This is a genomic window from Nannocystis sp. RBIL2 (assembly GCF_026626745.1).
Lineage (GTDB): Bacteria > Myxococcota_A > Polyangia > Nannocystales > Nannocystaceae > Nannocystis.
On sequence record NZ_JAPNJW010000002.1, the window covers coordinates 5,010,783 to 5,035,752 of the forward strand.

The 24,970-nt window shown below is 72.0% G+C and carries 23 protein-coding genes; 14 read left to right on the forward strand and 9 right to left on the reverse strand.

Features of this window, described 5'->3' with window-relative positions; genetic code table 11:
* Positions 1–40: 40 nt before the first annotated feature.
* Both OV090_RS51305 and OV090_RS44790 read right to left on the reverse strand, forming a co-directional pair.
* Positions 41–595, reverse strand: coding sequence for an SET domain-containing protein-lysine N-methyltransferase (locus OV090_RS51305; RefSeq protein WP_267711095.1), 555 nt, complete (start codon positions 593–595; stop codon positions 41–43).
* A gap of 193 nt (positions 596–788) precedes the next feature.
* Positions 789–1,994: a hypothetical protein gene (locus OV090_RS44790; RefSeq protein ID WP_267711097.1), complete on the reverse strand. Its 1,206-nt coding sequence runs from the start codon at positions 1,992–1,994 to the stop codon at positions 789–791.
* A 65-nt stretch (positions 1,995–2,059) separates the two neighbouring features.
* On the opposite strand from OV090_RS44790, the gene OV090_RS51310 reads away from it, so the two are divergent.
* Positions 2,060–2,719, forward strand: coding sequence for a LiaF domain-containing protein (locus OV090_RS51310; RefSeq protein ID WP_267711098.1), 660 nt, complete (start codon positions 2,060–2,062; stop codon positions 2,717–2,719).
* Positions 2,720–2,823: 104 nt separating this feature from the next.
* On the opposite strand, the gene OV090_RS44800 is transcribed toward OV090_RS51310, so the two are convergent.
* Positions 2,824–3,357, reverse strand: a complete 534-nt coding sequence (locus OV090_RS44800; protein WP_267711099.1) for a hypothetical protein — start codon at positions 3,355–3,357, stop codon at positions 2,824–2,826.
* Positions 3,358–3,657: 300 nt separating this feature from the next.
* Between OV090_RS44800 and OV090_RS44805 the strand changes: the two genes are divergently transcribed.
* Together OV090_RS44805 and OV090_RS44810 are read left to right on the forward strand one after the other, a co-directional pair.
* The gene (locus OV090_RS44805; protein ID WP_267711100.1) at positions 3,658–4,797 is read left to right on the forward strand and encodes a hypothetical protein; all 1,140 of its coding nucleotides are present in this window, start codon (positions 3,658–3,660) and stop codon (positions 4,795–4,797) included.
* Between the two features lie 90 nt (positions 4,798–4,887).
* Complete coding sequence (locus OV090_RS44810; protein ID WP_267711101.1) at positions 4,888–5,943, forward strand: HEAT repeat domain-containing protein; 1,056 nt, start codon at positions 4,888–4,890, stop codon at positions 5,941–5,943.
* 1 nt (position 5,944) lies between these two features.
* Here OV090_RS44810 and OV090_RS44815 read toward each other — a convergent pair whose 3' ends face one another.
* Together OV090_RS44815 and OV090_RS44820 are read right to left on the reverse strand one after the other, a co-directional pair.
* Complete coding sequence (locus OV090_RS44815) at positions 5,945–6,559, reverse strand: methyltransferase domain-containing protein (RefSeq protein WP_267711103.1); 615 nt, start codon at positions 6,557–6,559, stop codon at positions 5,945–5,947.
* Positions 6,556–7,680, reverse strand: coding sequence for a DUF3419 family protein (locus tag OV090_RS44820; RefSeq protein ID WP_267711104.1), 1,125 nt, complete (start codon positions 7,678–7,680; stop codon positions 6,556–6,558). The genes OV090_RS44815 and OV090_RS44820 overlap by 4 nt, the downstream gene beginning before the upstream one ends.
* Positions 7,681–7,849: 169 nt before the next feature.
* Between OV090_RS44820 and OV090_RS44825 the strand changes: the two genes are divergently transcribed.
* The 3 genes from OV090_RS44825 (at position 7,850) to OV090_RS44835 (ending at position 10,943) form a co-directional block, all read left to right on the forward strand.
* On the forward strand, positions 7,850–9,067 hold the full coding sequence (locus OV090_RS44825) for a glycosyltransferase (protein WP_267711105.1): 1,218 nt from the start codon (positions 7,850–7,852) through the stop codon (positions 9,065–9,067).
* Entirely contained in the window at positions 9,064–10,380 is a 1,317-nt protein-coding gene (locus tag OV090_RS44830) for a hypothetical protein (protein ID WP_267711106.1), read from the forward strand. The genes OV090_RS44825 and OV090_RS44830 overlap by 4 nt, the downstream gene beginning before the upstream one ends.
* A gap of 74 nt (positions 10,381–10,454) precedes the next feature.
* Positions 10,455–10,943 (forward strand): YbhB/YbcL family Raf kinase inhibitor-like protein, encoded by a 489-nt coding sequence (locus OV090_RS44835; protein ID WP_267711107.1) that lies wholly within the window; start codon positions 10,455–10,457, stop codon positions 10,941–10,943.
* Between the two features lie 7 nt (positions 10,944–10,950).
* Here the strand turns inward: OV090_RS44835 and OV090_RS44840 are convergent, their stop codons facing one another.
* From OV090_RS44840 to tssI, 3 genes are all read right to left on the reverse strand, one after another.
* Entirely contained in the window at positions 10,951–12,528 is a 1,578-nt protein-coding gene (locus OV090_RS44840; protein WP_267711108.1) for a PQQ-binding-like beta-propeller repeat protein, read from the reverse strand.
* Between the two features lie 213 nt (positions 12,529–12,741).
* Positions 12,742–13,017 carry a PAAR domain-containing protein gene (locus OV090_RS44845; protein WP_267711109.1) on the reverse strand — a complete coding sequence of 92 codons (276 nt, stop codon included), beginning with the start codon at positions 13,015–13,017 and terminating at the stop codon, positions 12,742–12,744.
* Positions 13,018–13,033: 16 nt separating this feature from the next.
* The gene (tssI, locus tag OV090_RS44850) at positions 13,034–15,172 is read right to left on the reverse strand and encodes a type VI secretion system tip protein VgrG (protein WP_267711110.1); all 2,139 of its coding nucleotides are present in this window, start codon (positions 15,170–15,172) and stop codon (positions 13,034–13,036) included.
* A gap of 317 nt (positions 15,173–15,489) precedes the next feature.
* On the opposite strand from tssI, the gene OV090_RS44855 reads away from it, so the two are divergent.
* Together OV090_RS44855 and OV090_RS44860 are read left to right on the forward strand one after the other, a co-directional pair.
* Positions 15,490–16,821 carry an AAA family ATPase gene (locus OV090_RS44855; RefSeq protein WP_267711112.1) on the forward strand — a complete coding sequence of 444 codons (1,332 nt, stop codon included), beginning with the start codon at positions 15,490–15,492 and terminating at the stop codon, positions 16,819–16,821.
* A 128-nt stretch (positions 16,822–16,949) separates the two neighbouring features.
* Positions 16,950–18,071 carry a hypothetical protein gene (locus OV090_RS44860; protein ID WP_267711114.1) on the forward strand — a complete coding sequence of 374 codons (1,122 nt, stop codon included), beginning with the start codon at positions 16,950–16,952 and terminating at the stop codon, positions 18,069–18,071.
* A 76-nt stretch (positions 18,072–18,147) separates the two neighbouring features.
* Here OV090_RS44860 and OV090_RS44865 read toward each other — a convergent pair whose 3' ends face one another.
* A complete protein-coding gene (locus OV090_RS44865) occupies positions 18,148–18,960 on the reverse strand; it encodes an AraC family transcriptional regulator (RefSeq protein ID WP_267711116.1) in 813 nt (270 codons plus the stop codon).
* 107 nt (positions 18,961–19,067) lie between these two features.
* Between OV090_RS44865 and OV090_RS44870 the strand changes: the two genes are divergently transcribed.
* The 6 genes from OV090_RS44870 (at position 19,068) to OV090_RS44895 (ending at position 24,930) form a co-directional block, all read left to right on the forward strand.
* The gene (locus tag OV090_RS44870) at positions 19,068–19,820 is read left to right on the forward strand and encodes an SDR family oxidoreductase (protein WP_267711117.1); all 753 of its coding nucleotides are present in this window, start codon (positions 19,068–19,070) and stop codon (positions 19,818–19,820) included.
* 249 nt (positions 19,821–20,069) lie between these two features.
* A complete protein-coding gene (locus tag OV090_RS51315) occupies positions 20,070–21,917 on the forward strand; it encodes an ammonia-forming cytochrome c nitrite reductase subunit c552 (protein ID WP_267711118.1) in 1,848 nt (615 codons plus the stop codon).
* Positions 21,918–21,966: 49 nt separating this feature from the next.
* Positions 21,967–22,407, forward strand: coding sequence for a hypothetical protein (locus OV090_RS44880; protein WP_267711119.1), 441 nt, complete (start codon positions 21,967–21,969; stop codon positions 22,405–22,407).
* 26 nt (positions 22,408–22,433) lie between these two features.
* Positions 22,434–23,138 (forward strand): Uma2 family endonuclease, encoded by a 705-nt coding sequence (locus tag OV090_RS44885; RefSeq protein WP_267711120.1) that lies wholly within the window; start codon positions 22,434–22,436, stop codon positions 23,136–23,138.
* Positions 23,107–23,685, forward strand: a complete 579-nt coding sequence (locus OV090_RS44890) for a Uma2 family endonuclease (RefSeq protein WP_267711121.1) — start codon at positions 23,107–23,109, stop codon at positions 23,683–23,685. Before OV090_RS44885 ends, OV090_RS44890 begins: the two co-directional genes overlap by 32 nt.
* Positions 23,686–23,718: 33 nt before the next feature.
* A complete protein-coding gene (locus tag OV090_RS44895) occupies positions 23,719–24,930 on the forward strand; it encodes a cysteine desulfurase-like protein (protein WP_267711123.1) in 1,212 nt (403 codons plus the stop codon).
* Positions 24,931–24,970: the final 40 nt, after the last annotated feature.

Consider the following 24,970-nt stretch of genomic DNA (forward strand, 5'->3'; position numbering starts at 1 on the left):
TCGAGCATGACCAAAAGAACATGTCCACGCGGACCGCCGCTCAGACGCGCAGGTACGCCAGCGCGTGCGGGCGCAGGCGGGCCTGGGCGCCGGGCGGCAGGTCGCAGAAGCTGGCGATCCGGCCGCGGCAGCCGGGCGCGCCGCAGGAGCAGTGGACGCTCCAGCCCGGTTCGCACATCGACGTGCTGTAGTCCCACAGCACCTCCTCGCCGGCGCGGATCGGCCGCAGCGTGTGGAGGGTGACCGAGCCGTCGACGAACCCGAGATTCGGCTCGCAGCCGTGGTTCATGAAGTCCTCGATGTCCTCCGCGCCCGGCGGGCTGACCAGCCACAGCTCCGGGCCGACCTGCATCGCGTACAGGTCCTCGGCGACCGTCGACCCCGCCACCAGCACTCCGCCGAACGTCAGCACCGGCTCGCCCGGCGCGATGTCGCTGCGGGCATACACGCCGCGGCCGTGGACCTCCGACCCGCGGACCTCGAGCAGCTGCCGGCTGCGCGCCGGGCTCACCGCTCGCGGCGACAGAGAGCGTCGCAGCGCCGCCTCCGCCTCGTCGTCGCCGCGGCCTCGCGCCGCCTCATGCTCGTCGTACACGCGCGGAACGTAGCAGCAATTGTCACGACCCCCCGGCCCCCGCGATCACACCTGTCGTTGCGGCCAGCTCACGCGCCTCGCCCCGCCGCCGCGAATGTACATATCCCACCCCGGCCGTGCCCGATCTGACTCTGGGGACATGTCTCGACTCAGCGCCCGCACCGCCGCCCGACGCTGCGTTTCGCTGCAGCGCTCACCACGCGACCGGCGTCGGTTGCAGACGATCGTCGTCCCCGCCGTCGCCCACCCCGCCGTACGCGTTGCTGCCCCAACACAGCACCTGCCCGTCGTCGGTGAGGGCGCACGCGTGAAGCTGCCCGACCACCACCTGGTTCGCGCCCGCCACCGGCAGCGTCGCCGGCGCCGCGCAGTACGGCTCGGGCGGCGCCTGCCGGGGCGACTCCGTCACCTCCACCACGTACTCGCGCGGCTCGTCGCAGCCCGGCCACAGCAGCCGCTCCGGGCCCCATTCGCGGCCCCAGCCGCGGGCTGTCCCATCGGCCAGCAGGGCCGTCGTCCGGTACTGCCCCGCCGACAGCCGCTGCGCCGCCCCCAGGCCGAGCACCGGCGCCGGCGGTCCGACCGTCGTCTCGCCGCCGTCGCCGCGCTGGCCGAACGTGTCGCCGCCCCAGCACACGGCTGTCCCATCGGACAGGGACGCGCACGCGTGGTCGAAGCCGGCCGTCAGCCCCCGCGCGCCCGCGATGCCCTCGACCGGGCTCGGCGTCAGGTGGTCGCGCCCCGACCCGTCGCCGCACTGGCCGTACTCGTTCCAGCCCCAGCACAGCACCTCGCCCGCCGTCGTGCGCGCGCAGCTGAAGCCGTAGCCGACCGCCACCTCCGCCGCCGACTCGAGCCGCACCACCGCGACCGGGCCGGTCGAGAACATCCCGCCGTCGCCGAGCGCCCCGTGCAACCCCTGGCCGCGGCACATCACCCCGCCGCTGCCGACCACCGCGCAGTCGTGATCGAGCCCGAGCGCCAGCTGCCGCACATCCCGCCATCCTGCCACCGGCTGCGGCTGCGCGCGCACTGCCGGCGCGCCTGTTTCGGCCTCCACCGTCGGGTTGCGCCCCCAACACCACACGCTGCCGTCGCCTCGCACCGCGCACGTGCGGTCGCCCTCCGCGGCGATCTGCACCGCGTCGTCGATGCCGACGACCGCCACCGGCCGCAGGCGCAGCGTCGCCGCCCCGTCACCGAGCTGACCGCTCGCGCCCATGCCCCAGCAGCGGACCTGCCCGCCGCGCACGCGCGCGCACGTGTGGAACGAGCCCGCCGCCAGCTCCTCGACCACGAGCTCGCCCGGCTCGTCGCCGACCTCGACCGGCGCGCGGCCCCACCAAGCGGGGCCGCAACCCGTCAGCGCCGCTGTCACCATGGCCCACGCCCACCGCACGCGCCCCGCAGCATAACCGATCGCCGCGGCCCTGGCGCGGCCCCCGGCATGGTACAAGGCGCCTCGTGGACTCGCCGGCAGGACAGCTGCAACGCGCGCGCGAGCAGGCGCGGGCCCGCCTCGGCGACGGCTACGCCCTCGACCTCATCGACCAGGACACCCTCGACGAGCGCCTCGAGGCCGTCGAGCGCGCCGCCACCGTCGCCGAGATCGACGCGCTCACCGCCGACCTGCGCCCGGCCGCGACGACCGCGCTGGTGCCCACCGCCGCCGCCCTAGCCGTCCCCGACCCGCCGACCCGGCTGCGCGTCCTGTTCAGCTCGGTCGACCGCACCGGCGCCTGGCACGTCGCCGCCCGCACTCACGTCCGCGTCCTGTTCGGCAACGCCACCCTCGACCTGCGCCAGGCCGTCCTGCCCGGCGGGCCGATCGAGCTCGACGTCAACATCGTGTTCGGCAACCTCGACATCATCATCCCGCCCGGCTGGCAGCTCGACAACGAGTGCGGCGCGATCCTCGGCTCGGTCGAGCAGCTCAGCGGCCCGCCCCCGCCCGGCAAGCCGCGCCAGCTGCTGCGCGTGCGCGGCCGCGTGGTCTTCAGCAGCCTGACGATCCACGAGCGCCTGCCGGGCGAGAACGCCTGGGGCGCCCGCAAGCGGCGCAAGCGCGAGCACAAGGCCCTGGCCCAGCGCAGCGCCCGCGCCCTGCCGGCCGGCGACGATTGATACTACCTGCCCATCCGGGCATGTCTCGAAGAGCATGTTCTCGAAGGCATGCCGCCTGAGACATGTCCGCCAGGACATGACCCTCGCGACCCGTTCGCGGCGCGTCACTCGCAGGTGACGACCCGGGGCGCGCACTCCGACAGCGCTGCTTCCACCGGCTCCTGCATGCAGCGGAAGCGCTCGATCGGGTCGGGCTCGGCCAGGCAGGCGTCGAAGTAGGCCACGTCCTTGAGCAGCACCGTCTCGTCGGGGCCGGACGCGGCGGGGGGGCCCTCGGCCTGGCAGGACGCGGTCGCGCGGCGGACCATCGCCGCGCTGCCGTCGGCGAAGATCCGCATCCCCGTCATGCTCCAGCTCGGCGCCACGTCCTGCGTGAATATCCACGCGACGAAGCCCGGCGTGCGGGCCTGCATCGCCGTGAGCACGCAATCCATGTGCTCGATCTCCTCGTCGCCTTGCGACACCGCCGCGCAGTCGCGCTCGCAGTGGAGGAACGCCACCGGGCACAGCTGCTCGCCGCAGGACTCGTCCTCGGCCTCCGGGTCGCACTCGCACGCGCCCTCCGCCTCCACCGCGGTCGTGCCCGCCTCGCTGGCGCTCTCGGTCTCGGCCTCGGAGCCGCCGGAACAGGCGGCCATGCCACAAATCAGGGTGCTGAGAAGAAGGGTTCGCATCATCGGTTGCGGCCGAAGTAACCGGCTCCGACGAAAAAATTGCCCGCCCTTCGCCGCCACGCGTGCGCTTTGCCGGGGCACCCGCGAGACCGGGACGGGAGCCGGCGCCGGACGCCTGCGAGCGCAGCCCCTGTCTCTCGCGGACCGCGGCCTGAAGGCCTCTCGACCTGTCTCTTCGGACATATTGACAGTCATCCGACGGCCGGGCGATCCTGGCCTGAAATGAAGCGAATCATCCGCGAGCGGACCCTACGAATGAGCGCCATGGCGGGCGCGATCGCCTGCAGCGTCGGCTGCGGCCCGGCCGAAGACGGCAGCTCCGGGGCGAGCCAGGCGACCGGGGTCACCAGCGTCACCGGCGCCACCGGCAACACGCAGGGCAACACCAGCGTCACCGGCGTCACGGGTGAATCGACCGGCACCGACTCCGACTCCGGCGTCCCGACCGGCACGAGCGGCCCCACCACCGACGAGCCGACCGCCGGCGCCACCAGCAACGACTCCTCGACCCCCAAGCTCGACCTGGCGATGGCCGACTTCGGCGCCCCGCCGACCGGCGACGGCTGCACCAAGGTCGACTTCCTGTTCGTGCTCGACAACTCGATCTCGATGGGCGACGAGCAGCAGAACCTCGCCAACAGCTTCCCCGGCTTCATCAGCACCATCCAGTCGCAGGTGCAGGCGCAGGATTACCACATCATGGTGATCGACACCGACGACCAGGACAAGTGGGGCGAGAAGTGGGACAAGTGTCACAATAAGTGCATGACCGACGATCCGGGCGACAACTGCCTGACCGTCTATTTCCCCGACATCATCTGCGGCATGGAGCCGCCGGCGCCCGAGGCCTGCGATCAGACGCTCGGCGCCGGCCGCAACAAGGGCGCCGGCGGACCGCCGATCGCCTGCCCGATCGACGACGGCCTGCGCTACATGACGCAGGACCAGGGCGACCTGCCCGCCGCCTTCGACTGCGTGGCCGACATGGGCGCGACCGGCAACTCCAACGAGCGCCCGGCCCAGGCCCTGCTGACCGCCCTCGGCCCGCAGACCCAGGCCGGCGGCTGTCACCCCGGCTTCTTGCGCGACGACGCGGTCCTCGTGGTCACCATGATCTCCGACGAGCAGGAGAACGGCTCGCCCGGCACCCCGCAGAGCTGGTATAGCGATTTGCTGGCGCTGAAGGGCGGCAACGAGACCGCGATCGTCATGCTCTCGCTCAACGGCGACGCCGAGACGGCCGGCCAGGAGTGCATCCCCACCGCCAAGATGACCGAGTTCGTCGGCTACTTCGGCGACCGCGGCATCATCGACAGCATCTGCGCCCCCGACTACAGCCCGTTCTTCCAGGAGGCCGTCGGCGTGATCGACTACGCCTGCGACGAGTTCGTCCCGCCCGGCTGAGCCGCGAATTCACGGGATCAGGGCGACATGTCCCCGCGGACATGTCGCCCCGCGCTTTCGCGGCGGACCGCCGTGTGCTACGTCTGCCTGGTGCTGGAGCGCCTCGATACGATCGACTGGACCGCCGTACATCACGCCTACGGTCCGGCCACCGACACGCCCGACGCCCTGCGCGGGCTGCTCGACGACGACGTGGAGCAGCGCCAGCGCGCCGGTCGGCAGCTATGGGGGACCCTCCTCGACGACAGCCTGCGCAATTACGCGACCGCCGCGGCCGCGCCGTTTTTGGTCGAGCTCGTCGTCGACGACCGCACCCCCGACCGCGCGCAGGCGCTCGACCTCCTGACCTGCAGCGTCGCCGGCACCTTCAGCGTCGCCTCGCCGCCGATCCTCGACGACGGCGGCCCCGACGTCCACCCGATCCTCCGCGACATCTACCGCGCCGCCGAGGTCGCGGTCCCGACCTGCTTGCAGTTGGTCGAGTCGACCGACGAGCGGCTGTGCATCGCGGCGATCTACTTCCTCGCGACGATGTGGCGGCGCGCGGACGAGATCGTGCCGGCCCTTCACGCCCGCCTGTCGCACGCGCCGGCGCGGGCGGTGCGAGGCATCCTCGCCTTCGCCCTCGGCCACCTGCGACCCGCCGATCCCGGGCTCTCGCGGCTGCACGCGGACGACCCCGATCTCGCCGTCCGCGTGGTCGCGGCGATCGGCCTGCTCCGCGCCGGCGGCCCTTCGGAGCCGGCCCTGAGCACCCTCATCGCCGCGATCGCCGACCCCGACATCGAGCCCGCGCTTCAGGGGTTCCCGGGCTTCGAGCTGGGCGTCGCCGACCTCGGCCGCGTCCTCTGCGGCCTGCCGCCGAACCTCGGCGCGCGCGCAGTGCCGACGCTGTGCGCCGCCCTGCCCCGCACCGAGGGCTTCGACGTCCTCGGCCTGGTCGAGCCGCTGCTGCACATCACGTTCGCCGGCGAGGCCATGGCCGACGCGCACGTCCTCACGCCCGAGCAGCGGCAGGCGCTCACCGCCATGCTCGACCACCCGGGCCTGTGGCAGATCGGCGACCGCCACTTCCTCCTGCGCGACCATCGACTGCCGACCACGCGCAACGAGCTGGCCGCCCTGCTCGCCGCGCCGCAGTCCTGAGTCACTGCGGCCGGCGCAGCCGCGCGAGCACGTAATAGCGACCTGGCCCCAAGACCATGTCCGCTCCGAGCCCCGCCAGCCAGCCCGGCTCGAGCGGCGTCACGCGGTACAGCTCGAGCCACGCGCGCAGACCCGCGGCGAGCGGGCGCGGCAGACCGCGCAGGTCGGCGAAGTCGACCACGTGCACCTCGCCGCCGGGTGCCACCTGCGAGAGCGCGTGCTGCAACGCCTCCTCGCGCCGCTGCACCATCGACAGGCAATACGAGAAGAAGATCCGCTGCGGCGGCGCCCCGAGCACCGCCGCGTAGTCGGCGTCCTCCGCGAACGCGCGCTGGAAGTGGGCCCACGGGCAGCGCGCCGCGGCTCGCTCGAGCATCGCGTCCGCCGCCTCGATCCCCCCGTACAGCGCCCACGCCCGGCGGCGTTGCAAGATCTCGAGGTTGCGGCCCGTCCCCGGACCCACCTCCACCAGCGACGCCCACGGCGCCGCCAGCAATCCCTCGAGCGCGCGGTCGCGGCCGAACAGGTAGTACTTCCGCGTGACGTCGTAGATCGGCCGCGCCGCCCGGTAATAGCGGTTGAGGAACACGCGGTGTTCGGTCTGTTCCGGGGTCAATGGACGATCCTGTAGTAGTTGACGCCCTGGTACTGACGCGAGCGGTCGAGCCGCGCGGCCGCGGAGCTGCGGGCCGACAGCGGCTGCAGCCGGCGCTCGAGTCCATGGCGAGCGATCAGCGAGTGGGGCTCGACGCTGCGGTACATCACGATCCCGCCGTCGCGGCTGGTGCGGAGGATCTCCGCGAACAGCTTGTGCTGCGCCGGCGCCGGCATCCAGTCGGGCGCGTCGCACAGCGTATAATGCGACCACGTGTTCGTTCCGGCGTCGCGGAGCACGTCGAAGATGTTGCGCCGGTGGAAGCGCGACCGCGTCGGCGCGCCGAACGAGCGCGCGTGGCGATCGCGGCGCAGATACGGCGGCACCGCGTCGGGCTCGTCGTGATTGTAGTGACCGGCGATCGCGGTCCACGCGAACCAGTTGCGGGCCAGGTCGGTGGTCGCCACTCGCTTGACGTGATCGACCAGGAAGTCGACGATCCCGGTGCGCGAGGACTCGAGGATCCGGTCGCGCTGGGCGAAGTTGACGCCGATCGCCACCAGGTTGAGCGGGCTCTGCAGCACCGGCGCGACCAGCGGGTGGCGCAGCACCGGCGTCAGAGTGGCGTCGATCATCGCCCCCCGCTGCTCGACCGGCGTGGTGCACAGCCGCCGCAGCCACGCGCCGTCGATCCCGGCCAGCCGCGTCAGAGTCGTGAACATCCGCGCCGTCAGGCCCTCACGATAGAACGCCCGACGGAACAGCGAGTGCCGCCGCTGCCAGTAGCGCTGCACCCACTCGGGCAGCGTCCCGGTCAGCCAGCGGATCACCGACTCGTGCTCGGGGTGGGCGCCGCGACCGAGCAGGTCATAAAAGAGATCGTAGCTGCGCAGCCGCTGGGCCGCGGCGGTCTTGAGGGCCGCGAGCGCGAGGTGGTGCGGGTTGATGTCGACCGCGTCGATGCTCCGAGGGTGGGCGCTGAGGTGGCCGGCGATCCTGCAACCGGCGCCGGAGATCCCGAGCACCGTGCTGGTCTCGTCGAGCTCGAGGAATTGCTCGTCGACCTCGCTGTCCTCCCACAAGATGTTGTAGACGAACAGCCGCGAGAAGATGTGCTGAAAGGCCAGGTCGCGCAGGTGCATCCGCGGCGCAGGAGACCACCCCCGCGTCACCGCCGGGCCGCATCGCCGCAAAACTTCGGCCCGCGCCGCGTGACGTCCGGGCCACGTGCGCGAGATGTCGACGGCTCGCGACGACCTCGCCGCGCGGCTGTCGATCGCGCGTGACGCCCGTGCGCGAGCGTGCGTCCACGTGGATCTCTCACCTCTCCTTCACGCCTCGGCGCTGGGGTGCGGCGCGGCGCTCGTGTTCACCGCGGTCGCCCACGTCAGCACCCACGCGCTGCTCGGGAGGCGGCCGCGGCCGCCGGGCCCGCGGCCGCCGATCTCGATCCTGCGCCCCGTCCGGGGCCTCGACGACGGCCTGCGCGACAACCTCGCCGCGCTCGCGGCCCAGGACTACCCGCAATTCGAGATCCTCGTCGGCGCCGAGGACCCCGACGATCCGGCGCTGTCGGTCGCCGCGCAGGTCCGGCGCGACTTCCCGCGCACGCCGATCCGCATCGTCGCCGGCGGCCCCGCGATCGGCCACAACCCCAAGGTCAACAACCTCGCGCAGTTGCTGCCGCTGGCGAATCACCCGTACTTCCTCGTCAGCGACTCCAACGTGCGCCCCGACCCGGGCTACCTGGCCGCGCTCGCCGACGAGCTGGCCGACGCGCGCGTCGGCCTGGTCCACAACGTCCTCGTCGGCGCCGGCGAGCGCAGCGTCGGCGCGCTGCTCGAGAACCTGCACCTGGCCAGCTTCGTCGTCGCCGCGGTGTGCACCGCCGAGGCGATCGCCGGCATCCCCGTGGTGATCGGCAAGTCGATGCTGATGCACAGGGACGACCTCGCGCGCGCCGGCGGCCTCGCGGCGGTCAAGGACCTGCTCGCCGAGGACTATCAATTGGCGCGCCGGATCTCCGCGGCCGGCAGGGTCGTCCGCCTCTCCACCTTTCCGCTCACCACGGTCAACGTCCGCTGGGACCTGCGGCGCTTCCTCAGCCGTCACCTGCGGTGGGCGCAGATGCGGCGCCGGCAGCACCTCGGTTATTACGCGCTCGAGCTGCTCGGCCAGCCGACCCCGCTGCTGCTCCTCCTCTTGCTCCTCGCGCTGGCCCGCCCCGAGCTCGCGGTGTACGGCCAATCGCCGGCGGGCCTGGCCCTGGCCGGGCTCGCGCTCAAGTTCGTCGCCGACGCCGCGCTGTGGCAGCGCCTGCGCGGCGAATCGCTGCCCCTTTTCGCCTTCGTGCTCGCGCCGGTCAAGGACCTGCTGATCTTCGCGCTGTGGTGGGTCGGCCTGTGGCGGCGACGCGTCGAGTGGCGCGGCCACTGGATGCGGATCGGCGCCGAATCACGGCTCGAACCGCTGCCCGCTCACGCGACCCTGCCGGCCGCCTCGGCCGCCACTCAGGCGAGGTCGCAGTGACCTACGATCGCCGCCCCGCCGTCGTCGCCATCGACATGGGCTACGGCCACCTGCGGGCCGCCCACGCCCTCGCCGAGCCGCTCGGCGTGCAGGTGTTGCACGTCGACCGCGCCCCGCTGGCCGACCCGCGCGAGCAGGAGCGCTGGGCCCGCTCGCGCACCTTTTATGAGTTGATCTCGCGCGGCTCGCAGGTCCCGGTGGTCGGCCGGCCGCTGCGCACGGTGCTCGACGCATTGACCGCGATCCCGCACCTCTATCCATACCGCGACCTCAGCGCCCCGGACCTGTCGATCCGGGCCCTGCGGCGCATGATCGACCGCGGCCTCGGGGCCGGCCTCGTCGAGGAATTGAAGCGCAGCGGGCGGCCGCTGCTGACCACATTCTACGCCCCCGCCCTGATCGCCGACCACGCCGGCCTCGACCGCATCGATTGCGTCGTCACCGACACCGACATCCACCGGATCTGGGCCCCCATCCTCCCGCGGCGCAGCAAGATCCGCTACCTCGTCCCCAGCCAGCGCGCCATGCGGCGCCTGCGGGTCTACGGCGTGCCTCCGGCGCAGATCGTCGTCACCGGCTTCCCGCTGCCGCCCGGCCTGCTCGGCGGCCCCGACCTCGCCGGCCTGCGCGCCCGCCTGCGCGAGCGCCTGGTCCGCCTCGACCCGACCGGCAGCTTCCGCGCGATGTACCGCGACGAATTGCGGCTGTTCCTCGGAGCTGTCCCCGAGGGCAGGTCGAGCCCGCCGCTGCTAACCTTCGCCGTCGGCGGCGCCGGAGCCCAGGCCGAGATGGTCGAGCTGTTCCTGCCGCGCATGCGCCCGGCGATCGAGGCCGGCCGCCTGCGCCTCGCGCTGGTCGCCGGCGTGCGCAAATCAGTGGCCGAATTTTTTGAAGGGCAGCTCCACCGCGCGGGACTGGAGTCCCACGAAGGCGTACGCGTCGTGCAAGCCGACGATGTCCCGGCTTACTTCACCGCCTTCAACGCCCTGTTGGCCGAGACCGACATCCTCTATACAAAACCGTCGGAGCTGAGCTTCTTCGCGGCGCTGGGGATCCCTCTGGTCTGCGCGCGGCCGGTGGGCCACCACGAGCGGCTCAATCGCCGCTTCTTGCTCGAGGCCGGGGCCGGCTTCAAGCAGTGGGACCCGCTGCACACCGCGCAGTGGATCGACGAATGGCTGCTCGACGGCACGCTCGCGGCCGGGGCGTGGTCGGGCTTCATGCGCCTGCCCAAGACCGGCACTTACCGGATCCTCGAGCTGCTCGGTTACGGCGTCGACGGCGACGGCCGCGCCCGATCGACGAGCGCTTGACCCGCCCGGCCCGCGCACCGCCTGTGATGATTCGCAGTCGGCGCGTCCGCCGATCTGCGTACATTTGCGCCGCCATGCAGCTCCGTTCTCCCGCCTTCGAATCGATGGGACCGATCCCCCGCGCCCACACCTGCGAGGGCGACGACACCTCACCGCCGCTCGAATGGGTCGACGTCCCCGCGGGCACCCTCAGCTTCGCGCTGCTCGTGCAAGACCCCGACGCGCCCGATCCCGCGGCGCCGCGGCGCATTTGGGTCCACTGGATCGTGGTCGACCTGCCGCCCGACCTGCGCGGCTTGCCGGCCGGCGCGGCCACCCGACTGCCGCCCGGCGCGCGCCACGGCAAGAACGACTGGAACCGCGCCGCCTGGGGCGGCCCGTGCCCGCCGATCGGCCGCCATCGCTACTTCTTCGCCCTCTACGCCCTCGACACCCGGCTCGACGCCTTGCACGCGCCGACCCGCGCCGAGTTCGAGGCCGCGGTCGCCGGCCACATCCTCGCCCGCGCCGAGCTGGTCGGCACCTACGAGAAGCAGCTCGCCGCGCCGCGCCGCGTCGGCTGATCCGCGGTCACTCGCGCGCGACGTACTTGCGCAGGCCGCCGACCGGATCGCGCCCGGCCGGGTCGAGGGTGAGGATCTCGTACAGCCCGAGCGCCGTCAGGAACAGCTCGCCGCGCGGCGACAGCACCAGCTCCGTGAGCGACGAGTCCGACGTGCTCTCGCGGTGGAGGATGACCCCGGTCTCCTTGTCGATCACCACCGCCTCGTTGCTCACCGACTTCGGCAGCGTCAACACGCCGGTGGTGACGAGCGGGTCGACCTGGCTGAGCACCCCGTAGATCGCGTCGTCGGTCACGGTCAGCACCGTGGTCATCTGCGCGATCGGCCCGAAGTCGCTGGACCACTTGAGGTCGTAGGTGTCGCCGCGGTCGCGCAGCGCGTAGATCTCCTCGACCCGCTCGGGCCCGGCCGTGAACGCGTAGACCGTCCCGTCGCCGTCGAGCGCGACGGTCCCGAGCAGCCGCCCGCCCGGATGCTGGAACACCCACGCCGGCGCGCAGCCGTCAGGCTCGGGGTCGGCGTCGGTGTTGGCGTCGCAGGCCGGCACGTCGATCATGTGGATGTGGCCGTCGCCGTCGCCGAGCACCGCCCGCTCGCCGTCGCTGCTGGCCACCACCGAGCTCGCGCTGCCGGCCGGCAGCAGCATCGCCCACCTGAACTTCAGGCCAGGTGCGTCCGCGGTCCCGACGATGTCGAGCGCCACCGCGGCGCCGGTGAACTTGTCGGGCCCGCCGCCGACCGTCAGCACCTGCCGCCGCACGGTCGTACACACGGTGTTGTCGGCGAACCCGCCCGAGGCCCCGAGCAGCCCCCCGAGGCCGGCGATCGCCTCGTCGTAGTGCTTGTCGCCGACGAGCAGGCGCAGGCGCGCGAGCACGTAGGCGGGCGTCATCTCGGTCGGCAGCATGGTCGCCTCGGCCGGCACGAACCCGGTCTCGTCGGCGACGGGCAGCTCGGCGAGCAGCTTCCCGTCTGTCCTTCGGACCAGATAAACTGTCCCGTCGGACACCTGGGTCACGAGGTGGCCGTCGATCGTGAACTTGAGGCCGTAGGTCGCCCCGCTGGCGCTGGTGTTGGGCAGCTCGGTGACCCACCGGTCGGCGCCGGTGGCGGGGTCGAGCGCGCGCGCGGTGTTGCCGGCGGTGAGGAACAGATCGCCCTGCTCGTCGACGTCGATCGTCGACGCCAGCGTCCCGAACGGCAGGTCGCAGCGCTTCCACACCACCTCGCCGGTCGCAGTGTCGACCGCGAACGCGTTGCAGCCGTCGTCGCCCGGAGTGGTGGTGAGGTAGGTCGTCTTGCCGTCGGGCGAGAAGGTGTTGGGCTGCGCCGAGGCGTGGGTCTCCAGCACGTGCCACTCGAGGTCGAACGCCCGCGGGCCAGCGCACGGGATCGCGTTGCTGTTCTCGCGCCCGACGTGATTGCTCATGTACGTGCCGGTCGGCGGGTACGGCGCGGGGTTGGCGAGCGTGCAGTGCTCGTGGGCCCACAGCCGCTCCGCTTCGAGGTCGATCTGCGGCTGAGACTCGGCGGCGCAGCCGGCGAGCGCGGCGGCGAGGACGGACGATGACGCGGCGAGTCGCATGAGGCCTCCCGCCCCGCAATAGCGGATCGGCCGCGCGGTTGGAAGCGGACCGCAGACCTCAACGGGCCGCTGCCGGGGCCGCAAGCCCGGCCCGAGCCGACCCCGATCGGGCGCACTCGGCTTCACCGGCCTCGGCGCGGCGTCGCCGGGCCTGCATCGACGGCCTGTCCCCGAGGCCATGTCGCATGTCCTTTCGGACATGGCGCTTCGCCGCTAACCGCCGATGAGGATCTGCGGGTACCCGAGCACGATCGTGCCGCCGTGGGTGGTGAGGTCGCCCATGCGGGCCGCCGGCTTGCCACCGATCATCACTGTCGTCGAACCCGCGGCGATGCTGTCCTGGCCGATCACGCAGACGGCGGGGTCGCCGACCCGCGCGGCCGGCAGGAAGCCGATCAGCACTCTGGGCTCGCCGGCGAGGATCGGGCCGCCGACGTGGAGGGGGATCGGGCAAGTGTGTGGGTCCGTGACGCGGGCTGCCGGCGGCATGGCGTGACTCCTCGTTTCAACCGGTGGGGGCCTGTTCGGCGGGCGTTGGCGCCGTCGGCGAGGTGGGCGTGGTGATCGAGGGCGAGCTCGGCGAGGCCGGCGAGGGCCCGGCGCCGGCCAGCGCCGCACCCCCGCTGTTGAGCTTGACCATGACGCCCTCGATGCTCACGCCGCCGGCGTCGATGGTGACGAAGCCGCCCGGGCCCTGCAGGGTGATGCCGGCGGACGCCTTCAAGATCAGGGTCATGCCCTCGACCACCACGCTGCCCGTCGCAGTCAGACCGGCGCTGCCGCCGACGCTGACTGCGCTGTCGGCCGTGGTGGTGAGGTTATGAGTGCCGACGACCGAGACCCGCTGGGCGCCGATGATCTTGAGGTCGAGGCCGCCGGTGATGCCGACCGTCGCCTTGCCGGAGGTCTCGACGTCGACCGTCGTGGCGAAGGCGGCGCTCGCCGGCCCTGTGACCTTCGTGTGCGCCGCGCCCACGACGTCGGTGTGCGCCTCCCCGCCGATCTTCGTCATCGCGTTGCCGCCGACGGTGCGGTGCTCGTCCTTCACCACCTGCGCCTTGCGGTCGTTCATCACCTTGTGGTGCTCGTCGTGGCCGACGGTCTCGCGCCGGTCGTTGCGCACCGTCAGGTCCATGTCGCGCTGCGCGTGCACGAACACCTGCTCGGCCCCCTTGGCGTCCTCGAAGCGCAGCTCGTTGAAGCCGCCGCCGGTGTACGTCTCGGTCTTGATCGTGCTCTTGGTCTTCTCGTCGGGCAGGGTGTACGGCGTGGCGTTGAGGCCGTGGTACACGCGGCCGGTGATGATCGGGCGGTCGGGGTCGCCCTCGATGAAGTCGACGATCACCTCGTGGCCGACGCGCGGGATGAACATCGCCCCGTAGCCGTTGCCGGCCCACGCCTGGCTGACGCGGACCCAGCACGACGACTTGTCGTCGGACTGGCCGTCGCGGTCCCAGTGGAACTGCACCTTCACGCGGCCCTGCTCGTCGACGTGCACCTCCTCGCCGGCCGGGCCGACCACCGTCGCAGTCTGCACGCCGCGGACCTGCGGCCGCGGCGTCGCGCGCGGGGCCCGGTAGGGCACGTCGCTGGGGATGCACGTGAACTCGCTGCGGTACACCAGCGCCTGCTCGGCGGTGTGGTCGATCGTGCCGGGCTGCTCGCCGAAGTGATGCACGCGCAGCACCCGGTACTCGCCGTCGAGCTCGACGCGCGGGTGGTCGGCCAGCTTGAACCCGAACCCGGGCGTGAGCCGCGGCGAGTCGCTGGTGCCGCGGCCGACCCGTCTCAACGCCTGCGCCGCCTCGAGCTCCGCCTTCGCCAGCCGCTTGCCGAGCCCGACGTCCTGGAACTCGCCGGGGTAGTCGTAGAGCTCGAAGCTCGGCCTGGCCGCCGCGTGGTCGCCCTCGATCAGTTGGTCGGGCCGGTTCAGGTTGAAGTCGCGCAGCGTCACGTGGTCGGGCCGGATCTCCTCGCTCATGCGGAACACCCCGACGTGCTCCTTGTCGCGGATCATGTCGTCGACGCGGAACGGCAGCGTCGGCTCGCCGGAGATGAGCGGCGCTCCGGCGGCGCGGTCGCTGATCACCATCACGTGGCGCGTCGCCGCGTGGTCGAAGTAATAGACGATGCCCTCCTCCTCCATCAGCCGGCTGATGAACTGGAAGTCCGTCTCGCGGTACTGCACGCAGTAGTCGCGCGCGGCGTACGTCCCGGTCAGCTCGAACTGCTGGCGGCGGCGGGCGATCCCGGCCCCGTCGAGCACCTTGCGGATGATGTCGGGCGTCGACAGCTGCTGGAAGATCCGCGAGTTCGTGCGAAACAGCAGCGTGTAGTGCTGCGGCACCAGGGTGATGCGGTACATCGCCCGCGGCCGCATCTCGCCGGTGTACTCGGCCCGCAGCACGATCCCGTGGACCAGCCGCGGCTCGCCGACGCCGACCATCTTGAGCACCGCGTTGCGACCGACCAGCTCGCCGACCTCGATGTGGCGGGCGACGACGTCGAGGTGGAACTCGTACAGCGACGAGATGCCCTCGCTGCCGCTGAAGCGCACGACCCAGAAGTTGTCGGTGAGCCCCTCGATCTCGAACGTACACGAGCGATCTGCTTGACGTGCGACCAGCAGCAGCTCCGACTCCATCGCCGACCTCCAGCCCGCTCTTATCACGCGCGCGAGCGCCGGTGCAACGAGCCAGGGCCGCGCGGGCTGTTCCGCGCGCGCGGCTTGGGCGAGACCGCGCGAGCGCCGGTGCGCGGTCGCCTGAGGCGGCTCCGACATGTCTCTTGAGACATGCTCTTCGAGACATCCACCCGTCGCGCCCGCCGCGCTCGTCGGGCCCTGGCGCTCGCGGCCACGGGCGCCAAGGGCCGCGCGCCCGCGCCGGACCGGCGGTGCGCGGTTCTGGCACGTCCGCGCCCGGATGCGCTAACCTGTGGCGGTCGCCGGGATCCGCCGCCTTGCCCCTCGCGTTCAAAGACCGCAAGCACTACTACAACCGCTGCCAGCCCGACGAGTCGCTGGCCCCGGACGACGCGCGCAACATCGACTTCGACGCGCTGCCGCAGGAGGTCCGCGGCGCCAGCTGGGCGGGCGCCCTGGCCGCGGAGATCGAGCTGTCGAACACGCCGGTGTGCCTGCTGGTCGCCGGCCTGCCGGGCTCGGGCAAGTCGACCGAGCTGCGCCGCCTGGCCCGCCGCCTGGCCAGCGACGAGAGCGCGGGCCTGTTGCCGATCCACCTCGACGCCGAGCGCCTGCTCGACCTGACGAGCCGCATCGACGTCGCCGACGTGGTCGCGGCGATCCTCCACGACGCAGAGCTCGCGGTGCTCGCCGCCGAGGGCAAGGACGTCGCTGCGATGCCGGCCGACGGCTACCTGCAGCGGTTCTGGCGCTGGCTCACCACCACCGACGTCGAGCTCGGCAAGGGCAACTTCGCCGTCGCGCCCGGAGTGTCGCTGGCGGTCGAGCTCAAGACCCGCCCGTCGCTGCGCCAGCGCGTGCGCTCGGTGGTCAGCAACCACCTCAGCCAGTTCTTGGCCGACGCGCGCGCCGAGCTCAAACGCCTCGACGAGCGCGCCACTGCGGCCGGTCACGGCGGCCTGCTGGTGATCTTCGACTCTCTGGAAAAGCTGCGCGGCACCACCAGCGCCTGGTACGACGTCCTCGACAGCGCCGAGATCTTCTTCCGCACCAACGTGCCCAACCTCGAGTTGCCGGTCCACGTGATCTTCACGGTGCCGACGGCCCTGCTGACCCGCATCACGCGGATCCGCGTGCTGCCGATGGTCAAGCTGCACGCCCGCGACGGCAGCCCGCACGCGCCCGGGATCGCCGCGGCGCGCGAGCTGGTGACCCGCCGGGTCCCGCTCGAGGTCTTGGGAGAAGTGCTCGGCCCCGACGCCGAGGCGCGGCTGCGACAGATGATTTTATGGTCGGGCGGCTACCCGCGCGAGCTGGTCCGCCTGCTGCAATCGGCGATCCGCGACGCCTCCGCGGGCCCGCTGTCGGACGAGCAGTTCCAGCGGCTGTTCTCGCAATTGGTGTCGACGTTCCGCGTGCTCGTGACCCGCGACGTGATCCCCTGGCTGGCGCAGGTCGCCGCCCAGCGCTTCATGACGGTGGAGAACGAGCAGCACCGCCTCGACGCCGACCGCATGCTGCAGAACAACGCGATCCTGTACTACGCCAACGGCGAACAGTGGCACGACCTGCACCCGGCCGTGTACGAAAACCCCGACGTCCGCGCGGCCCTCGACGCGCTGCGCGAGGCCAGGGCCGCGGCGACATGATGCACGGCGAGCTGGAGCGCCTCAGCCAGGCCATCGCGCTCGCCGACGGCTTCCAGCTGCTGGTGCTCGAGTGCCACGAGCTCGATGCGTGGGACCTGCACCGCCTGTTCGACGCGGTCCAGACCCGCGTGGCCGAGCTGCGCGGAGTGCCGCCCCTGGTGCTGGTCTACGACCCGCACGTGACCACGCGCGAGTCCGGCAGCCTGCGCGACGAGGCGTGGGTCGAAGGCGTTTTGGGGGCCATCCTGCGCGCGCCGGCGGCCAACACCGAGGAAGCCGCGGTGGTGGCGGTGATCGACGGCACCGACTTCGACGAGACCGACCAGGACAGCCGCGAGCTGCTCAGCTGGGAATTTTTGTTTCATCGCATGAACGAGCAGCGCAACGCGATCGCCCGCACCCTGCACGGAACGCTGGCGCTCGCGCTGCCGCCTGCGCTGGTCCGCGTGTTTTTGGAGGAGGCGCCAGACGTGGCGTCGATCCGCAGCGACGTGCTCAGTTTCGATGCTGCGCAAATACCAAAACACCCCGACCGGCCGCACCTGAGGAGCAGCATGGGCTATTCGCCCGATCTGCTGCGCGAGGCGGCGCAGCGCCGCCTCGCCGCAGATCCACGGCTCGACAGCGAAGCCCGAGAGCACGCGCGACGTTCGCTCGCGGCGCCGCAGGCAATCTCCATCGAAGAGTCGCCGGCGCCATCGCACACAGCGGCAACGCATGCCCTCCGTTCGCTTCTGATGTCGCTGTTCACCGCCGACGAACTGCGGAGCTTCCTCGGCTACTCGTTGGAGCCGCGCGAGCTTACCTCCCTCTCGCACGACTCGTCATTTAACTTCATCGATAAGGCGATCGGGTCCCTGAAAGACCAAGGCCTCATCAACGAGTATTTTTTCTATCGACTCCGCGACGAACGGCCGCGCCGCAAGTCGGAGATCGATCACGTGGCAGCGCTCCACCTGGCGACCTCCACCTCCGCGCGTCCTCAGCTCAAAGCAACCGCGCACTGGACTCCCACGCCCGACGAGCTGATGGACGCATTATTAAAATTGTCGCGCGAGCAGATCGCCCAGGTCGTCCGCCTCGCCGACGACGAAGGCCTCGCCGCGCCGATCACCCGCAGCGGGGCTGCTCACACCAAGATGGTCCACCGCACTCGCATGCCCGTACGCGAGCTCGTGTCTCAGGGCCCGGAGGCAGTGCAGCGCCTCGCCGACGCGCTCGTCACTCTCGGCTACCACCGGCCGGTCTAGCAAAAAGGTCTGCGCTCGCATCATTCACTACGCGCTCGATCGCGTCCGCCGGCGAATCGATCCCCGTCACCGATCTTCAGCGTCTCGTCGCATGCCCCGCGAGCGGCATCGATTCGTCGCCCCGCTCGCCCTCGCCTCGCCCGTAGCGGGCCGGCGTCGTGCCGACGATGCGCCGGAAGTGGCGGGTCAGCTGCGCCTGATCGTAGAACCCGACCAGCGGCGCCACCTCCGAGGCACGTACCCCGCGCGAGAGCAGCTCCTTGGCCCGCGCGACGCGCAATTGAATCAGATACGTATGCGGCGGCATCCCGACCTGGGCGCGAAATGCCCGGCACAGGTGAAACTTGTCGAGCTCCGCGTGCCGGGCCAGGACATCGAGGCGGATCGGCTCGGTCATTCGCTCGCGCAGATACTCCATCGCGCGCCGCACCGGCCGCGTGTGGTCCGTCTTCGCCTTGCTGATCGTTGCGAAAGCGCTGATCGCCTCCGCCAGCACGACCTCGAGCACCAGCGGCTCCGCGCCCGCGCACACCGCATCGAGCAGGCGCCGGAACGGCTCCGCGCGCGCGTCGTCCGCCTCGAGCTGCGGGAACGCCACCGCCTTGCCCGCCTCTCGCGCCCGCGCGACCTCGTTCGCCGGCAGCGCGATCATCGTCCACGTCGTCGCCCCGTCGCGTGCGAGATCGCGGTGCACGTCGCCGGGCTGCTTGATCTGGATGCACCCCGGCGCGCTCCGCCACACCTTGCCGCGACCCCACCACTCGCAGCGCCCGCGCTCGACGCGCCCGACCGCGTAGTAATCCTTCACGCCCGCGTGGAGCGCGTCGCTCGTCCAGCGGACCGCGCGCAGCTCCGGCACCGAGACAGGGAGCTCGACAATCACCGCCATCGCCGCAGTGTAGGGCACGGGGCCGGCCGCGGCTTGTACGTTCTTGGCGGACCGATCGCGCCAAGGATCGACAAGTCCCGCCGACCGTCCGTCCCTACAACGGGCGCATGCATGACAAACGCGTCGCCCTGATCACCGGGGCCAACAAGGGAATCGGTCTTCAAATTGCGAAGGACCTCGCGACGCACGGCTTCACCGTGCTCGTCGGGGCTCGCAACCTCGAGCAGGGCATCGCGGCCGCGAAGACCATCGGGGCCGACGCCCACGCCGTCCAGCTCGACGTCACCAGCGCTTCCTCGATCGACACCGCAGCCGCACGGATCCGCGCCGAATTCGGCCGGCTCGACGTGCTGGTGAACAACGCCGGCATCGCGCACGTGGGCAAGCCCGGCCGCACCGTCGCGGAGGTCGTCCAGGCGAGCCGCCCCAGCGTCGCCTCGCTCGACGAGGTACGAGCCGTGTTCGAGACCAACGTGTTCGGCGTCATCGCCGTCACTCAGGCGATGTTGCCGCTGCTCCGCGAGGCCCCGGCCGGGCGCATCGTCAACGTATCGAGCGGTCTGGGCTCGCTGACCCTCAACGCCGACCCGTCGTTCCCGTACCGCGGGGCGATCAGCGCCGTGTACAGCCCCTCGAAGACCGCGCTCAACGCGATCACCCTCGCCTTCGCGGTGGAGCTCGAGTCGACGCGCATCAAGGTCAACGCCGTGTGCCCCGGCTTCACCGCGACGGACATCAACAACTTCGAGGGCACGCGCACCGTGCAGCAGGCCGCGCGCGAGCCGGTGCGCCTCGCGCTCCTCGACGCGAACGGTCCCACGGGCACCTTTTCGAATGAGGATGGTCCTCTGCCGTGGTGAGCTGCTGGTGAGCCCCTGTCTGAAAAGACATGTCGCAACCAGGCTCGCCGCCGCAGCCGACGGGCGATGAGGTCGAAGGCAAACGTCGCCGAGCGTCACCCGTGACACCCGGCGCGACAGCGAGCCGACCCCGCCGGCCCGGCGAAACCCGGGCCAGCGACTCGTCGCGCCCCTCTGCTGCGTCCGGCGCCGCCGACGCGCCTCCTGACGCTCGCGGCACACGGCGGCCGTTGTGCCATCATGGCCGGCGTGTCCTCCGCCCGGAGCCGCGCCCCGCTGCTCGCCGTGGCCGCGTTCGCGCTCGCGGCCGCGGCCGCGTCGATCGCCGGCCGCGTCGGCACCCAGGGCGAGCGGCGGCGCAGCCACGAAGACCTCGCGCGGCACACCCCCGCGCTCGGTCGCGCCGGCTACGTCGGCTCGGCCGCGTGCGCCCCGTGCCACCCGGCCGCGCACGCCAGCTGGGCGGCCACCTATCACCGCACCATGACCCAGCGCGCCGGCCCGGCCAGCGTCCTCGCCCCCTTCGACGGCCGCGCTCTGGGCGGCCCCGGCGGACCGCATCGCCCGCTGCGTCGCGGCGACGAGTTCTGGGCCGAGCTGCCCGACCCCGAGTACAAGCTCGCCCGCGCCGCCGCTGGCTTGCCTTTGGAACATGTCCCGACGGTCACCCGCCGCATCGTCATGACCACCGGCGCCCACCACATGCAGGTCTACTGGGTCGAGAGCCCGCGCGACCGCCGGCTGCACGCCTTCCCCTCCGCGTGGTTGACCGACGAGCAGAAGTGGGTCCCGGTCGAGAGCACCCTGCTGCGGCCGCCGCAGGGCGACGTCGTCTACACCTGGAACCGCGCCTGCGTCCCGTGCCACGCGGTCGCCGGCCAGCCGCGGATCGACGACGAGCGCGTCGACACCCGCGTCGCCGAGCTCGGGATCGCCTGCGAATCGTGCCACGGCCCCGGTCGCGCCCACGTCGACGCCCGCCGCAGCCCGCTCGCCCGCTACGCCCTGCACCTGTCTTCAGAGCCAGATCCATCGATCGTCCACCCGGCCCGCCTCGACCACCGCCGCAGCGCCGAGCTGTGCGGCCAGTGCCACGGCGTCGCCCGCTTCCCCGACGAGCACACCTGGCTCGCGCGCGGCGACGCCTACCGCCCCGGCGAGCCGCTCGCGCCCCACCGGCAGCTCGTGCGCCACCCCGTGCGCGAGGCCCAGCCGTGGCTCGACGCAGTGCTCGACGAGGACCCCGAGTACCTCGCCGGCCGCATGTGGTCCGACGGCCACGTGCGCGTGACCGGCCGCGAGTACACCGCCCTGCTCGAGACCCCGTGCTTCCAGCGCGGCGAGCTGTCGTGCCTGTCGTGCCACCAGCTCCACGGCGCCGACCCCGACGACCAGCTGGCCGAGTCGGCGCGCGGCGATGCAGCCTGTACTTCGTGCCATGTCCTTCCGGACATTCAGGCACACACCCGCCACCCGGCCGGCAGCGTCTCGTGTTACGACTGCCACATGCCGCGGACCACCTACGGCCTGCTCAAGGCGATCCGCAGCCACGTGGTCGACAGCCCCGACCTCGCGGTCACTCTCGCCACCGGCCGCCCCGACGCCTGCAGCCTGTGCCACGTCGATCGCCCGCTGGCGTGGACCGCGAATCATCTGCGGGCCTGGTACGACCAGCCCGAGCCCGAGCTCGACGGCGATCAGCGGACCGTCGCCGCGGCTGTCCTTTGGACCATCTCGGGCGACGCCGGCCAGCGGGCCCTGGCCGCCGACGCGCTCGGCCGCGGCGAAGTCGTCGGCCCCGACTGGCGGGCGCCGATCCTCGCGCACCTCCTCGCGGACCCGTACGATGCGGTGCGCCAGATCGCCGCTCGCGGCCTGCGGCGGCTGCCCAGCGCCGCCGGCCTCGAGATCGAGCCGCTCGCCCCCGCCGACGCGCGCACCGCTGCGGCGTCCGAGGTGCTGACGCGCTGGCGCGCCGCCCCGCGGCCCGCGCCCGATCCCGCGCGGCTCGTCGACGCCGCCGGCGACCACGACGGTGCAACCCTGCAGGCGCTGGCCGCCCGCCGCGACGATCGCCCCATCGACTTGAAAGAATAGCCACGATGCCGACCGCTCTCGCCGCGCCAGCGATCCCGAGGATCCCTCGATGACCCCCGCCGAGCGCTACTCCGCCCGCCACTTGCTTCGCGGCTGGTCGTGCCTGCTGGTCTTCATCGCTGTCGGCCTCGCGCTCGAGTCGCTGCACGGCCTCAAGGTCGCGGCCTACCTCGACCTCGACCAGGCGGTGCGGCGGCACATGTGGACCCTCGCCCACGCCCACGGCGCCCTGCTCGGCCTGGTCCACCTCGGGCTCGCGGCCACCGTTCGGGCCCACCCGTCCCTTGCGACATGCTCTCAAGGCCATGTCGCATCGGTCAGCCTCGACCTCGCCAGCCTGCTGCTCCCGCTCGGCTTCTTCCTCGGCGGCCTGTGGCACTACGCCGGCGACCCCGGCCTCGGCGTGCTGCTGGTCCCGGTGGGGGGCGCGCTGTTGGTGGTCGCCGCGCTGCTGGTGCTCCTGGGCCTGCGCGCCGCCCCGCAGGCGTGAGCGCGCGATCGTGCTATGGTGCATGGGTGTCGATCGCCCGCAAGCTCGCCACCTACGACGACCTGCTCGCCTACCCCAGCGAAGTCAAGGCCGAGATCTTCGCCGGCGAGATCCACGTGCAGCCGAGCGCCCTCCCCGGGCACAGCCGGGCGCAGCGCTCGCTCAGTCACTTCATCGGCGGCCCCTTCGACGACGACACCCAGGGTCCGGAGGGCTGGTGGATCTTGATCGAGATGGACGTCCGCTTCGGCGCGCACGACATCGTCCGCCCTGACTTGGTCGGCTGGCGGCGCACCCGTTTGCCGGAGCTCCCGGACATCCGGCCGATGGACCTCGTGCCCGACTGGATCTGCGAGGTCCTCTCGCCCTCCACCGAGCGGATCGACCGCGTGCGCAAGCAACAGCTCTACGCCCGCCACGGCGTCCCGCACTACTGGCTCGTCAATCCGATCGAGCGCGTGCTCGAGGCCTACGTCCTCGACGGCGCGCAGTGGCGCATCGCCGGCACCTACGACGACACCGCGCTCGCTCGCATCCCCCGTTCGAGGCGGTCGAGCTGCTCGTCGGCCGTCTGTTCCCGCCACTGCCCGCACGGCCCGCTTGATCCGCGCCGGCGGGCCGGCGCTCCCGCGTATGCCCCTCTCGATGGGCCTGCGCCGCCCCGCAGGCGTGAGCGCGCGATCGTGCTATGGTGCACGGGTGTCGATCGCCCGCAAGCTCGCCACTTATGACGACCTGCTCGCCTACCCCAGCGAGGTCAAGACCGAGATCTTCGCCGGCGAGATCCACGTGCAGCCGAGCGCCCTGCCAGGTCATGGTCGGGCGCAGCTCGCCCTCGGGCGCTTCATCGGCGGGCCGTTCGACGGCGACGCGGACGGCCCGGACGGTTGGTGGATCTTGCAAGAGATCGACGTCCGCCTCGATCCGCACAACGTCGTCCGGCCTGACGTCGTCGGCTGGCGACGCGCGCGTCTCCCAAATCCGTGGAACACGCGGCCGATCGACGTCGTGCCCGATTGGATCTGCGAGGTCCTCTCGCCCTCCACCGAGCGGATCGACCGCGTGCGCAAGCAACAGCTCTACGCCCGCCACGGCGTCCCGCACTACTGGCTCGTCAATCCGATCGAGCGCGTGCTCGAGGCCTACGTCCTCGACGGCGCGCAGTGGCGCATCGCCGGCACCTACGACGACACCGCGCTCGCCCGCATCCCCCCGTTCGAAGCGGTCGAGCTGCCCGTCGGCCGCCTGTTCCCGCCGCTGCCTGCGCCCCCCGCTTGACCCGCGCCGGCGCCCCTCGGCTATCCTCGGCGCGTGACCTTCCCGCTCGACTACGTCCGCTCGCGTTTTCCCGGCCTCACCCGCGACGAGGTCTTCCTCGACAACGCCGGCGGCTCGCAGATCCTCGGCAGCGTCATCGACGGCATCGGCGACTACCTGCGCGACTGCAACGTCCAGCACGGCGCCACCTACGGCGCCTCGCAGCGCGCCGTCGAGCGAGTGACGGCCGGCAAGCAAGCGCTCGCCTCGCTGTTCGGCGCCGGCCCGGGCACCGTCGTGTTCGGTCCCTCGACCACCCAGATCGTCTTCAATCTCGCCGCCGCCCTCGGCCCCTCGCTGCAGCCGGGTGACGAGATCGTCGTGACCGAGGCCGACCACGAGGCCAACGTCGGCGCCTGGCGGCGTGTCGCTGCCCAGCGCGGCGCCGAGGTCAAGCTGTGGAGGATCGACCGCGCGCGCCAGAGCCTCGAGCCGGGCGGCCTCGCGCCCTTGCTCGGCCCGCGTACGCGGCTCGTGTGCATGACCCACTGCTCCAACGTGCTCGGCACGATCTTCGACGTCGCCGCCGCCGCCGAGCTGGTACATCGCGCCGGCGCCAAGCTGTTCGTCGACGGCGTCGCCTACGCCCCGCACGGGCCTGTCGACGTCGCCGCGCTCGGCGTCGACGGCTACGTCTTCAGCATCTACAAGGTCTACGGCCCGCACCTCGCCGCCGCCTACCTCGGGCCCGAGCTGTTCGCCGAGCTCGCCAACATCAACCACGACTTCTACGACTGCGGGCCGTACCGCCTGCAGCCCGGCGGCGTCAACTACGAGCTCGTCGCCGGCGGCGCCGCAGTCGCCACCTACCTCGACGATCTCGGTGAGCACCTCGGCCCCGGCCCCGACCCGCGCGGGCGCGCCTGGGCGGCCATCGCCGCTTACGAGGCCGACCTCGCCGAGCACCTGCTCGGGTTCCTCGGGTCATGTCCCAAAGTACATGTCGTCGGGGATAGCCGGCCGAACCGGGCCGTGCGGGTGCCGACCATCAGCTTCGTGGTCGACGGCGTGCCCTCGCCGAGCATCCCGGCGCAGGTCGACCCGCACGGCGTCGGCATCCGCTTCGGCGACTTCTGCTCGCGTGCCCTGGTGGAAGCCCTCGGCCTGCGCCCGCACGGCGGGGTCGTCCGCGTCTCGCTGGTCCACTACAACAGCCACGCCGAGGTCGAGCGGCTGATCGCCGCCCTGCGCCCGATCGTCGCCTGAGCCACCGCCTCCTGGAGGCGGGCCGCGCCGCCGCACGCGC